This is a genomic window from Pseudomonas tolaasii NCPPB 2192 (assembly GCF_002813445.1).
Classification (GTDB): domain Bacteria; phylum Pseudomonadota; class Gammaproteobacteria; order Pseudomonadales; family Pseudomonadaceae; genus Aquipseudomonas; species Aquipseudomonas tolaasii.
The window spans coordinates 4,051,467-4,064,416 of the sequence record NZ_PHHD01000001.1 but is presented as its reverse complement, the minus strand read 5'-3'; the positions used below and the strand labels follow the sequence as shown (position 1 = coordinate 4,064,416).

General features: G+C 59.1%; 8 protein-coding genes. 6 read left to right on the top strand and 2 right to left on the bottom strand.

The features are described from left to right. The first annotated feature begins 38 nt into the window (after nt 1–38). Nucleotides 39–1,655, top strand: coding sequence for an NADP-dependent glyceraldehyde-3-phosphate dehydrogenase (locus ATI14_RS18890; protein ID WP_016969024.1), 1,617 nt, complete (start codon nt 39–41; stop codon nt 1,653–1,655). Nucleotides 1,656–1,742: 87 nt separating this feature from the next. Next, on the top strand, nt 1,743–2,804 hold the full coding sequence (locus ATI14_RS18885; protein ID WP_016969025.1) for an FUSC family protein: 1,062 nt from the start codon (nt 1,743–1,745) through the stop codon (nt 2,802–2,804). Between the two features lie 82 nt (nt 2,805–2,886). Here the strand turns inward: ATI14_RS18885 and ATI14_RS18880 are convergent, their stop codons facing one another. Both ATI14_RS18880 and ATI14_RS18870 read right to left on the bottom strand, forming a co-directional pair. Beyond that, complete coding sequence (locus ATI14_RS18880) at nt 2,887–6,426, bottom strand: hypothetical protein (RefSeq protein ID WP_016969026.1); 3,540 nt, start codon at nt 6,424–6,426, stop codon at nt 2,887–2,889. 540 nt (nt 6,427–6,966) lie between these two features. After that, nucleotides 6,967–7,716: a TetR/AcrR family transcriptional regulator gene (locus ATI14_RS18870; RefSeq protein ID WP_016969027.1), complete on the bottom strand. Its 750-nt coding sequence runs from the start codon at nt 7,714–7,716 to the stop codon at nt 6,967–6,969. 358 nt (nt 7,717–8,074) lie between these two features. Between ATI14_RS18870 and ATI14_RS18865 the strand changes: the two genes are divergently transcribed. Genes ATI14_RS18865 through ATI14_RS18850 form a run of 4 tightly spaced genes read left to right on the top strand, consistent with a single transcriptional unit; the run spans nt 8,075 to nt 12,680 of the window. Beyond that, entirely contained in the window at nt 8,075–8,782 is a 708-nt protein-coding gene (locus ATI14_RS18865; RefSeq protein ID WP_016969650.1) for an ABC transporter ATP-binding protein, read from the top strand. Then, nucleotides 8,779–9,978 carry an ABC transporter permease gene (locus ATI14_RS18860; RefSeq protein WP_016969649.1) on the top strand — a complete coding sequence of 400 codons (1,200 nt, stop codon included), beginning with the start codon at nt 8,779–8,781 and terminating at the stop codon, nt 9,976–9,978. The genes ATI14_RS18865 and ATI14_RS18860 overlap by 4 nt, the downstream gene beginning before the upstream one ends. Beyond that, entirely contained in the window at nt 9,971–11,449 is a 1,479-nt protein-coding gene (locus tag ATI14_RS18855) for a TolC family protein (RefSeq protein WP_016969648.1), read from the top strand. The genes ATI14_RS18860 and ATI14_RS18855 overlap by 8 nt, the downstream gene beginning before the upstream one ends. After that, nucleotides 11,439–12,680, top strand: a complete 1,242-nt coding sequence (locus ATI14_RS18850; RefSeq protein ID WP_016969647.1) for an efflux RND transporter periplasmic adaptor subunit — start codon at nt 11,439–11,441, stop codon at nt 12,678–12,680. Before ATI14_RS18855 ends, ATI14_RS18850 begins: the two co-directional genes overlap by 11 nt. Nucleotides 12,681–12,950: the final 270 nt, after the last annotated feature.

Genomic DNA, 12,950 nt, shown 5'->3' with positions numbered 1-12,950 from the left:
CTCTAGTCATGTTTTGCAACTATTCCAGGGGTAGCAACATGACCACCAGCAACCTGCTCGCCCAGCTGTTTCCCGCCTCCGCCGCCGAAGTGCCCGAGCAATTCCGGTTGGGAGCGCCGATTGAACAGCGTGATTACCTGGTCGACGGCCAGTTGCACGTGTGGAACGGCCCATTGGCCAAGGTGCAAAGCCCGGTGCAGTTTGGCGACGAGCGCGTGCACATCGGCAGCACGCCGTTGCTGGACGCCGACACCGCCCTCACCGCCCTCGACGCCGCCGTGCGCGCCTACGACCGTGGCCAGGGCGAATGGCCGACGATGCGCGTGGCCGACCGCATCCAGCACGTTGAAGCCTTTTTGCGGCGCATGCGCGAACAGCGCGACGCGGTGGTCAAGCTGCTGATGTGGGAGATCGGCAAAAACCTCAAAGACTCGCAGAAAGAATTCGACCGCACCTGCGACTACATCACCGACACCATCAATGCGTTGAAGGAACTCGACCGTCGCTCCAGCCGCTTCGAACTGGAACAGGACACCCTCGGGCAAATCCGCCGCGTGCCGCTGGGCGTTTCGCTGTGCATGGGCCCCTACAACTACCCCTTGAACGAAACGTTTACCACGCTGATTCCGGCGTTGATCATGGGCAACACCGTGGTATTCAAACCGGCCAAGCTCGGCGTGCTGCTGATTCGCCCGTTGCTGGAGGCCTTCCGCGACAGCTTCCCGGCCGGCGTGATCAACGTGATCTACGGCAGCGGCCGCGAGACCGTCAGCGCGCTGATGGCCAGCGGTAAAATCGACATCTTCGCGTTTATCGGCACCAACAAAGCCGCCAGCGACCTGAAAAAACTGCATCCCAAACCCCACCGCCTGCGCGCCGCGCTGGGCCTGGACGCAAAAAACCCCGGTATCGTGCTGCCCGAAGTGGACCTGGACAATGCCGTGAGCGAGGCCGTTACCGGCTCGCTGTCGTTCAACGGCCAACGTTGCACGGCGTTGAAAATCCTGTTTGTGCATGAAGATGTGGTCGCAAGCTTCATCGAGAAATTCAACCAAAAGCTCACCACGTTGAAACCCGGCATGCCGTGGGAAGACGGCGTGGCGCTGACGCCACTGCCGGAAGTCGGCAAGGTGGACTACCTCAACAGCCTGGTGGCTGACGCCGCGCAGCATGGCGCCAGGGTGGTGAATGAGCATGGCGCTGAAAGCCGCGGCTCGTTTTTCTATCCGGCGGTGCTGTACCCGGTGAACCCGCAGATGCGCGTGTACCACGAGGAGCAGTTCGGCCCGGTGGTGCCGATCGTGCCTTATCGGGACGTGGAGACGGTCATCGACTATGTGCTGGATTCGGACTTCGGCCAGCAGTTGAGCATCTTTGGCACCAACGCCGTGGAAGTCGGCCGGCTGGTGGACACCTTCGCCAACCAGGTCGGCCGCATCAACATCAACGCCCAGTGCCAGCGTGGGCCGGACACCTTTCCGTTCAACGGCCGTAAAAACTCGGCCGAGGGTACGCTGTCGGTGCATGACGCCTTGCGCGTGTTTTCGATCCGCACCCTGGTGGCGACCAAGTTCCAGGAGAGCAACAAGGCGTTGGTCAGCGACATCTTGCGCAACCGTGACTCGAGCTTTTTGACCACGGACTACATTTTCTAAATAGGTGGGGGCTGGCTTGCCTGCGAAAGCCTGCTCCCACACTTCAAACCGAGTTCACCCCTGACCACCGAGGCCACCTTAATACCGATGAACCTCCCCCTCTTCGCCCGGCGCCTGCTGCGCCCCCTGCTGGACCCCTACCGCCGCTACCGCCACGCCAAGCTGATCCACGCCGTGCGCGTGTCCATCGGCCTGCTCGCGACCATCCTGCTCACCACCGGCATTAACCTGCCCCACGGCGAATGGGCCTCGGTGACCATGCTGATCGTGATCGGCGGCCTGCAGCACCACGGCAATATCGGCAAAAAAGCCGTGGAACGCGCCTACGGCACCCTGATCGGCGCCAGCGTGGGCCTGGCCATCGTGGCGCAACAGGCGTGGCTCGGCCAGCCGCTGCTGACCTACCTGCTGATGTCCATCGTGTGCGGGTTTTTCTCGTATCACGCCATCGGCAAAGGCGGCTACATCGCGCTGCTGTCAGCGATCACCGTGTTTATCGTCGCAGGCCACGGCGACAACCCGCTGTCGGACGGGCTGTGGCGTACGGTCGATATTCTGATCGGCATCGTATTGGCCCTGGCCTTCTCCTTCGCCCTGCCGTTGTATGCCGTGTACTCGTGGCGCTACAACCTGGCCAGCGCCCTGCGCGACTGCGCCGCCATCTATAGCCGCATCATCAGCGGCCAGTCGGTCACCGATGACGAACACCTCAAACTGCTCAACCGCCTCAACGCCGCCATGCTGCAACTGCGCTCGTTGATGCCGTCGGTGTCCAAGGAGGTGAAGATTTCCATGAATGAGCTGGATGCCATCCAGCGGCATTTGCGGATGTGTATCAGCACGTTGGAGATTTTGGGTAATACGCGGCCGGATCCACGGGATGAGCAGGCGATGGCAAGGATGCAGATGCTGTTGAAGGCGGAGCATCGGCAGATTCGGGTGCAACTGGTGGGGATGGCGCGGGCGTTGAAGTCGGGGGTTACTGAAAGGCTGGAAAGGAGTGCTTCGCCAGTTGTCGACGAGAGTGGGTTGGAGGCGCCGGTGCAGAGTGCGATGGATGGGTATCGGTTGTTGACGGTGCAGTTGGTGGGGAATGTGGAGGGGATGCGAGGGCGGTTGGCGAAGACGGCAAGTTTTTGGAAAATATGAGTGGATAAAAGGACAGTCTACCTTTGGCAGAACTGTCCTTAATATTCCGCAATGCCCCAATGCAGGGAGGGCTTATGTTTAATTAAACTCTGAATATTCTATGGTAGGCGGAAATCACACCTCTGTCTGAGTCCTCTACAGCATAGTGATCTTGGGGACTTGGCCACCCACTGAAGGCTGCCCAAGTTTGCCAAACGGTAGTTCCAGCGGGAATGTTCAGTAGATAGCCTCCGGCATCATGGGGGCCCATTCGAATTTGTCGAAAATAAGGACGGGATTCACAGGTGCCATGGACAACAAGAGCACTCCCCTCCGCCGCGGCAACCGACCCTCCATTAGCTACGCCTCTACCCGATGCGGCTACAAGCACATGAGTAATAACAGGCGGCCGCAACCTGGTATTCGCCGTATAGCTTGCCGACTGAAAAGCCACTGGCCTTGTATGAATAGCACTACCGTCATACATAACCCAACCCGTGATTGATAGAACACCGTTGACGGGCAACCCTAACAACCAGTTACGCGACACCGGTATATTTACTAAACCATTTGACGCTTCCGCAGCAGTGATTGCATGGGCACTTCTAATAGCAAGCGTCTGGCCCGCACACGTCAGGGTTATCCATACACGCTGTCCTGCTTTACTTAAAGGCCATTTCGGCAGTGTTAACAGTGCATCTGCCGTAAGGCTGTTTATATGGAAAGTTGCACCACTCGCCAGATTATTGATAAGAGGCCTCGGCATGTTCGGTGCAGCGATCGTACTCACATTGACTGTTTGCACATTGGACGAGGTCGTTTTGCCGTTACGCACAATCGAGTACTTTAATTGCACCACGCTATTGACACTATTATGCAGCACCTGGCTCGACGTAAAATCAAAAACTACCGATCCACTCGTCGCCCCTTTGAGCGTTAAAGGAATCTGAGTGCCGTCCCATTGAATCCACTGCATCGTAATAACGTCAGTTACGAGCATACCCGCGTAGGCAACCGTCGCACTGACTTTACTTTGAATTGTCAATGGATCAACCGTAACAGTCTGTGCAGTGCTTGAAATACCATTAAGGGTTGGGTGTGCCAACACCGCAGGCAGTTGCTGGATTAAGTAGTTCGCTGTGCCAAACGGTGTCGCTGTTTGCGGACTGGCAATGCCCGGAAAACTGACCGAACCCTCGATCCTTAACGATGATCCGTCCTGCAACGTATTCATATCCGCCAGAGGCACAAGCACCGATATACCGCTGACAAGATCTTTGGCGGTCACCTTATACGCAATCAGAATAGTGTTAGCGTAACTTGCGCCATCCGCCCGAGTTCCCGTGCACGTCATCCATACCGGTTGCCCAATGAACATGAACTCCCACGGTTCTATCTCAATCACCGTTGTAGCGGTCAGTTGGCTGACCGGCAACACGGTCGCGCTCCCAAACCCGCTGATCCTCACTGTTGGCAAGGAAGCGAGAGGCAGTAGCACCAGTTTCAAGTCGTCGAAGGCGTAGCGAGTTTGCCCACGTATCAGTTCGCAACTGACGGTAATGCCATTACCATCAGGACGCAGGCCCATCGCTACAATCTCACTCGGGATGGCCACTGTGATGCTTGCAGCCGCCGAACTGACCTTTATCTCTCCCTCGACTTTGCTCACGTCATACTGACCATTCCACTTCCAACGGAGCACATCGTCTACACGTTTCTGCGAGTAATCTATTACAAGGGTGGCGCCGTTAAGTACATTCGTCGGCGCAATCGTCGCAGCGGATGCATTGGCTTCAAGTATTTTAAGCGTTTTCAGAACCACCGGTACGCCGATGGTGTAGTCACGCACCTGCGAGACCAAGCGAGTGGGCGGTGAGCCCGGCGTCATCACGGCGTAGCTGACACGGATGCTGCCATCAAGATTACTGTTGAGCACACTTAACGACAAAGGAATTCCCAGAGTCGTAAAGGTTGGGCCTTCAGTTGCTTTGGTAACTTTTATGACGGTGGCGAACGAACTCTGCGGATCCTTCCCTATCACGTTCACATGCACTTCGTCGCCGTTAACCGTACCGTCGTAGGTAATGAACATCAATGTTTCAGGACCTTTTACATCAGCAAGGTCAATATTTCCTGATTTCGCATGTTCAATTTCGATAGGGGTCAAGTCTGCAACTTGAGTACCAATCTCCATATCGAGTTTTTCCGATTGACGAATGGCTGAGGAACTGCCGGTGCCGTTATCGGTCTCGTAATAAACCTGAAAGATACCTTTATCTTGAAACCTATTGAGAGAGGTCTTGGACAACTGACGGACACCACCCTGTGTGCCCGCCAATTGTTTGAAAGTGACGAGATCACCACCGCCAACTGGGTCCATCCTTTCGCACTTCACCGTTTCCAGCCACGTCGAATCGTGAGGCGTGTAGGTTGGAACAGTCGCTTGAACATCAGTATCCGGCGGAACAACTCCCGCCAAAAACGGAACAAGCGATAAAGCCGGCATCAATGTTGGCGTGCCGAATACCGTCACCAAATAGCTGGGCGACGTTTCCAGCACCGCTCCAGCAGGGCTCAGCCACTCGAACCATATCCGCACACGGCTACCCGCCAATTCCTTGAAGAGGGCATTGTTCACAGGGACCGTCTCCCCTCTCAAATTCCTATCGGGAACGGCCGGCAATCGTACGATGGAGGTCTTGTTTTCCCCCGCGGTAGTTTCAAAAATCACCACGACCTGGTTACGCAATGGAGCAGCTGGCGGTCGACGAGGCAAACTGACAACTACCGCACAGACTATGGTGCTGACTAGCGTATCGAGGTCCACTTGATTGGACTCATTACCGTCCAGCGTGAAAATCGGATTATCCAGCACACCAGGTTTCATTTCACTCAAAAGCATGATGGGCTTGGAAAGCCAATATTTCCCTTGCGGTTTATTTCCCACTACGTCTACAACCGTAAAAACAATACCTATTGGTCCGAATAAAGAAATTTGATCAAAGAGGGCTGCCGGTATGCAGATTTCGAGAGGTTTTTTACTTGCGGCTTCAGCGGGGCTTACAACATATTCAAACAGAATGCCATCGACATAGATCATGATGACGTCATTCTTGCGTATGTTCAGATAAGGCTGAATCACAACCCAAATTCCATTTTGAACAACCGTTGGATTTAGGATGTCGCCTTCAGTCAGATCCCTGAGCCACATAAAGTAGCCACTGTGCCAGGGCTCCCAGATTCTGCGGTCTTCACCACCTGGAATAGTTTGTTTGCACAGAATTTTTTTAGTGGCCGAACGGCTCTCCTGCAAACTGCCGACGCGCACAACTCGGGCAAAATAATCATTGTCCCCCTCAGGAATTAATTCGCTCCTGACGTTAACGGAGTATTGTTTCTGCAGGGTATCCGCCTCTCCGGACGCACTAGGCTTGGTCAGGTCGCCCAAACGAAAACCGTAGTAATCTCGGGGACTCCACTCATGCCAAGCGTCAATTAAGAAGGTTGCAAAGGGCCATAAACCACGCCGCCCGAGTCCTTCTGTAGATAATTCCGGGAATTTGGTCTTGGTCAAGTCGGTCGTGGGGTAAGCCGAGTAGGGGTCGGAAGGAAGATCATCATAGGGAGGGGGCACAGTAGACATAGCAGTCACCTTGCTGGGTTTTGGCACGCGAACTATCGCGCGACGGGCAAGGTAAATAAGGCGCCTGAGGCGATATTTGAATCTACTGTCAGAATTGACAGTGACGACGAGTGGTAGAAGCAAGGGCACAGTTAGCCGACATGAAAGCCATCGCGAATCTCGTGCCCACCACCCTTTTTCCTACAATTTTTTCACGATTTATTCACATCCGCAGACGTAGGGTGAAGCCTCATCCGTTACAAACGTTGCACATCAAGCCCGCCGCCCCAGCGGGCTTTTTTTTGGCTGGGATTTGGTGTCAGCGGGGCGATAAATTGAACGGCTCTTGTGGTGGCCAGGCTTCCTGTGGCGAGGGAGCTTGCTCCCGCTGGGCCGCGAAGCGGCCCCTGCTCTTTGTTTAAAAAGCCTGGGACTGCTGCGCAGTCCAGCGGGAGCAAGCTCCCTCGCCACAGGTACAGCGTTCGCCCTTAACTGACTGGCATTAGGGCAAGCCCGCTCGCCACAGCCACGGAGCCCACTCGTCAATGGGGTGGGTAGGCTTTACGCCTTGGCAGTGACGGGCAGCGCCGTTTTTTCGCGAATGGCGCGCTGGGTGTCGAGCACTTTGGCCAGCGCAGTTTCCGCTTCGGGGCTTTGCTGCGGTACTCGAATCGCCGCCGACACCAGGGTGATCAGCTTGGCCATCACCTCAGCATCCGTCGCCGGGCGACCGAGGCTCATGGAGTTCATCAGCAGGCGCAGTTCGGTGCCGGCCATCACGCCGGAAATCGCCTTGAGGGCAAATTGCAGGCGCACCCCCAGTTCGTTGCGCGGCAGGTCCGGCAGGGCCAGGGCGAAGGCTTCGAAGAAGCGCTGGAACACCGGCTGGTAATGCACCTTGAGGTATTCCTGAATAAACGGTGAGGTGTCGCTGTACACGCGGCCAAGGAAACGGATGAAGGAGCGCCCTTCCCCGCTGGCCGGGTCGCTGCGCTCCAGGCCCATCGCCGGGGCGAACAGCACACCCAGTAACGTATCGCAGTCGAGGGGGCCGTCGGATTCGGCTTCGCAGCGCGCGAGCAACTCAAGGCGCTGCTCGTTGAGGGGTTCCAGGCGCTGCATCAACAGGGTTTTCATCAGGGAATCCTTGTCCCCGAAGTGGTAATTCACGGCGGCCAGGTTCACCTGGGCCCGCTCGGTAATCTGCCGCAGCAGCACGGCGTCGTAGCCGTATTTGATGAAGAGAGCCTCTGTCGCATCCAGCAGTCGAGTCTTGGTAACGTTTGGAGCGCTGAGTTTCTTCGCGACCATAAAGAGTTCCACGGGGGAAATATTGTTTTAAAAAATAATTTGATTTTTTATACCGGGGCAGCCTGTTGAAAGCAAGTAGTGACACACCGCCATATCATCAAAACCCCGTGTAACCGGGCACATGGAGACTGGCGCGAGGCATTGACGGGTGACTGCAGCGCACCGCCAAAAATTCGTTTCAAAGGGTAAAACCGCTCTACATCCACGGCTGGCGAAGCCCCTTGAACGCGGGTACTATTCAAACAATATTTTAAAAACAAGAAATAAAACCAGTCCGTGACACGTACCAGGCAGCTCCCGAACTTGTTACAAAGCTTTACCGGGGTTGGACGGTACCGTCGAGACTGCAGGCGTAGTCATGATGACAGAGAACCCCGCGCACCCAGGCTTGATCTCCCTGCAAGGCATCGGCAAAAGCTATCAGCTGGCCGGGCAGCACCTGTCCATTCTCAATGACGTTTGCCTGAACATCGCCCGTGGCGACAGCTGCGGCATTCTCGGTGCGTCCGGCTCCGGCAAAAGCACCCTGCTCAACATCCTCGGCTTGCTGGACTTGCCCAACGGCGGCCAATACCACTTCGCCGGCCATGACATTTTCAACGCGAGCCCGGATGAGCTGGCGGCCATCCGCAATCAGCAGATTGGTTTCGTGTTCCAGAGCTTCAACCTGCTGCCGCGCCTCAGCGCCCTGGACAATGTGGCGTTGCCCCTGAGTTATCGCGGGGTGTCGCGCCATGAGTCGGTGGAACAGGCGCAACGCATGCTCGAACAGGTGGGCCTGGCCGAACGCGCGCACCACCGCCCTGCCGACCTGTCCGGTGGCCAGCGCCAGCGCGTCGCCATTGCCCGCGCGCTGGTGGGCAAGCCCTCGGTGATTCTGGCCGACGAACCCACCGGCAACCTCGACAGCAGCACGGCCCAGGAGATCATGGACTTGCTGCTGGCGCTGAACCGCGAGCAGCAGGTCACGCTGATTATCGTCACCCACGACCCGCACATCGCCGAGCGCCTGGAGCGCAAGATTCTGGTGCGCAATGGCGCGGTGCATGAGGCTGCGCGCCCATGAGCCTGCGGGTCGAACAGAGCCTGAGCCAACTGCTGCATGAAGCCCTCGTCAGTTTGCGCACCCTCGGCAAGCGCTCGGTGCTGGCGCTGCTGGGCATCGTGATCGGCAGCTCATCGGTGGTGGCGTTGATCAATATCGGGCATAACGCCGCCGTGGACGCGGCGCTGATTTTCAAGGACATGGGCACCGACACCCTCATCGCGCAATTCCCGGCCAAGGGCGGCAGCAACACCCCCATGCGCACCCGCCTCGACCTTGACGCCGTGCGCCAGGCGGTGCCGGGCATCGCGCATCTGGGTGCGCTCAGCCTGTTCAGCGGGCCCATCGTGTTCCATGGCCGCACCGCCAACGCCAACTTTGTCGGCAGCACGCCGGGCATCAAAGAGGCCATGCGCCTGAACCTGCGTGAAGGGCGGTTCCTGAGCGCGTTTGACGCCAATGAAACCTACGGCGTGATTGGCGATCAAGTCGCCCAGGCCCTGAGCGCACCGGGGGACCCGCTGCAACTCGGCGATCGCGTGCGCATCAATGACTACCTGTTTCTGGTGGTGGGCATTTTGCACAACCAGCCCCGCGCGATGCTGATGCCGGTGCAGGCCAACGAATCGCTGTTCATTCCCGCCGAGGGCATGCGCCGTATCTACCCCACTCCGCAAATCGGCAACGTGATCATCCGCGCCAGGCCCGATCAGGACATGGAACGCCTGGCACACGACGCCGCCGCTGCCCTGAAAAGCCAGCTCACCGACCACGACGTGGACATTCAGGTGCCCCAGCAAATGATCGACGGCATGACCCGGCAAAGCCGCACGTTCGCCTATTTATTGCTGGCCCTGGGGGCGATTTCCCTGGTGGGCGGCGGCGTTGGGGTAATGAACGTGATGTTGATGAACGTGTCGGAACGCCGCCGTGAAATCGGCATTCGCATGGCACTCGGCGCGCGCCAGCGGGATATCCGTAACCTGTTTTTGCTCGAAGCCGTCACGCTCACCGCCGTCGGCGCCCTGTGCGGTGCGGTGCTGGGCATGACGGCCGCGTGGCTTTACGCCTGGCTATCGGGCTGGGCATTTGCCCTGGCCGCCGCCGCGCTGCCATTGGGGGTGGGCAGCACGTTACTGGTGGGTTTGTTCTTCGGCATCTACCCGGCGGTCTCGGCCTCGCGGCTACAACCGGTGGAGGCTTTGCGCGATGAATAAATGGCTGCTGGTGCTCGCGCTGACAAGCCTGCCCGTGGCCGCCGCCGACGTGGTAATCCACCCGTCGGCGCCCAGCACCACACGCAGCGGGTACGACCGCAGTGTTTCCCTGAACGCCCAAGTCACCACCCTGACCCTCGGCGACGCGGTGTACCTGGGCCTGCGCAACAACCCGGCCATCCGCAGCGCGTACCTGCAGCGCGTGGCGCAGAAATTCGACCTGCGGGTGGCCGAAGACACCTTCAACCCCAAGCTCACGCTGAACAGCTATTACCGCAACAGCCGTGGCTCGGCCGACAACTCGCGCAACGCCAACCTGGCGCCGAATGCCACGCTGCTCGGCGAATACGGCACCCGCCTGAGCATGGCCTGGACCCAGCAACTGAACAACGCCGACCGCGCGGGCCGCTACCGCAGCGACGGCCTGGACCTGGCGTTGATCCAGCCACTGATGCGCGGCGCCGGCTGGGACGCCACCACCGCGCCATTGCGCCTGTCGCGGCTGTCGGAACAGGCCAATCGCCTGAACCTCAAGGCCACCGTGGCGCAGACCATCAGCCAGATCATCGCCACTTACCGCGAATTGCTGCGCGCCCAGGAGCAACTGAGCATCGTGCAGGACGCCCTCAAGCGTTCCGGCACGTTATTGGAAGTGAACAAGGCGCTGATCGCTTCGGGGCGCATGGCCGAATTCGAAATCGTGCAGACCGAAGCCGATATGGCCACCCAACAACTCGGCGTGGAAGAAGCGCAAAACCAGCTCGACACCAGCCGCCTGGCGCTCTTGCGCCTGCTGGCGCTGGACCTGTCGACGCCGATCCGTGCCAGCGAAGCGCTGGAAGCCAAGCCGATGAACATCGACAAGCGCCAAGCCTTCAATCTTGCGCAAACCCAGCAACCGGAATACCTCGCCGCCCTGCTCGGCAGCCAGCAGGCCGACCTCAACCTGGTGATCGCCAAGGACTCCGGGCGCTGGCAGGTGGACCTGGTGGCCGGCGCCAACCAGGTGCGCGATGCCTACAATAATGACAACGGCAACACCAACAGCCGCAGCTGGAACAGTTACGCCGGAGTGCAGGTGCAGATTCCCATCGGCGACATCAGCACCCGCCAGGCCGAAGTGCGGGCGCGGGTGAACGTGGAAGACCAGGAGGTGCGCATCACCGACGCGCGCCAGGAGCTGGAGCGCAACGTCAACGATGTGGTGCGCGACCTCGGCACGCGCTGGCGCCAGTATGAAATCTCGCAGCGCGCGGTGGAGCTGTCGCGGCGCAAGATTGAAATCGAGCGGGAAAAACTCAGCGCCGGGCGCTCCAGCAACTTCCAGGTGCTGAGTTTCGAGACTGACCTGCGCAACGCCGAAAACGCACAGCTCAACGCGCTGATCGCTTATTTGAACGCCCAGACCCAGCTCGACTTGACCCTGGGCATGACGCTGGAAAGTTGGGAAATCGCCCTCAATGACTACTAACAGGAAATACCTGCTGGCCGCTGTGCTGGTGCTGCTGGCAGGTGCCGGCCTGGCCCTGCGCAGCCCCGCCACCGGCCAGGCGCCGGCGGCCGAACAATGGCTGGCGGTAAAGCCCGACGCGCTGGTGCATCAGATCGGCCTGGTGGGCAAGATCGAGCCCGACACCACGCTGATTCTGACCGCGCCGTTTGACGGCAACGTGCTGGCCAATCTGGTGGAACAGGGCCAGCGGGTCGAGGCCGGCCAGGTGCTGCTGCGCATGGACCCGTCCACCCTCGAAGTGCAGCTGCGCGACGCGCTGTCCGTGCAGCTCAAGGCGCGGCGTACCGTGCAGGAAATGCAGGACTGGGACAGCAGCCCCACCGTGACCCGTGCGCGCCGCAGCCTGCGCACCACCGAAATGACCGCCGGCAACACCCAGCGCAAACTCACCGAGAGCGAAAACCTGTTTAAACGCGGCATCATCCCGCGCAACGAGCTCGATGACCTCAAGCAACAGGCCCAGCAACAGCAACTCGACCTGGCCTCGGCGCGCAGCGAGCTGCAACAGGCACAGGATCAGGGCAAAGGCGAATACCGCCAGATCGCCGAGATGGAGCTGACCAACGCTAACGTAAAGTATGACGCGCTGCGCAAACTGCTCGACGGCAAGGACGTCAAGGCGCCGTTCTCCGGCATCGTGGTGCCAGCCCCCGGCAGCAACAGCTCACCGCAAAATGGCGGCAACACCAGCGCGCCGGTGCAGGCCGGCAGCAAGGTCGGCCAGGGCCAGGTGCTGTTTGGCCTGGCGAATATCGAACGGCTGAAAATCGTCGCCAAGGTCTCGGAACTGGACATCAACCAGTTGCATCAGGGCCAGGCGGTCGAGGTGATGGGCGACGGTTTTGATGGCGAGCGGCTGAGCGGTTCGGTCAGCGTGGTCAGCGGCCTGGCGATCGCCAGCGACAGCCAGGGCAGCGCGCAATTTCCGGTGACCCTGTCGATACCGGCGCTCACGCCGCAACAGCTGCAGCGGGTGCGGCTGGGCATGAGCGCGCGGTTGACGATCGTGACGTATAACAATGAGCAGGCGATGGTGGTGCCGGCGCAAGCGATCATCGGAGGTGAAGTGGAGTATCGGGAGGCGATGGATAAAGCCGTTGAACGGGTCAAGGTGACAACCGGCCAATCGACGCCACAGGGCGTCGAAGTCTTCGGCCTCAAACCCGGCTTCGTGAAGGTTGGCGGCTGAAACACCACCCTCCTGTGAGAGCTGGCTTGCCTGCGATAGCGGTGGCACGGCCAAAACAGATATCGCCCATACCGCCGCCATCGCAGCCTCGCCGGGGCTCGACAGCTCCCACAGGGGAGCTGCGGAGCCGGAAATATCTCTGTTGCCGGGTCCGTCGCAGAGCTTTGCCAGCAACACAAAACCATTGTGGGAGCTGGCTTGCCTGCGATGGCGGTGGGTCAGCCACTGTTGTTTTAGCTGACGGTCCGCTATCGCAGGCAAGCCAGCTCC

Excerpts from the sequence above, each read along its gene's own strand:
- ATI14_RS18850 (WP_016969647.1), top strand. The coding sequence starts at position 11,439 with ATGACTACTAACAGGAAATACCTGCTGGCCGCTGTGCTGGTGCTGCTG.
- ATI14_RS18865 (WP_016969650.1), top strand. The coding sequence starts at position 8,075 with ATGATGACAGAGAACCCCGCGCACCCAGGCTTGATCTCCCTGCAAGGC.
- ATI14_RS18880 (WP_016969026.1), bottom strand. The coding sequence starts at position 6,426 with ATGTCTACTGTGCCCCCTCCCTATGATGATCTTCCTTCCGACCCCTAC.
- ATI14_RS18860 (WP_016969649.1), top strand. The coding sequence starts at position 8,779 with ATGAGCCTGCGGGTCGAACAGAGCCTGAGCCAACTGCTGCATGAAGCC.
- ATI14_RS18855 (WP_016969648.1), top strand. The coding sequence starts at position 9,971 with ATGAATAAATGGCTGCTGGTGCTCGCGCTGACAAGCCTGCCCGTGGCC.
- ATI14_RS18870 (WP_016969027.1), bottom strand. The coding sequence starts at position 7,716 with ATGGTCGCGAAGAAACTCAGCGCTCCAAACGTTACCAAGACTCGACTG.
- ATI14_RS18890 (WP_016969024.1), top strand. The coding sequence starts at position 39 with ATGACCACCAGCAACCTGCTCGCCCAGCTGTTTCCCGCCTCCGCCGCC.
- ATI14_RS18885 (WP_016969025.1), top strand. The coding sequence starts at position 1,743 with ATGAACCTCCCCCTCTTCGCCCGGCGCCTGCTGCGCCCCCTGCTGGAC.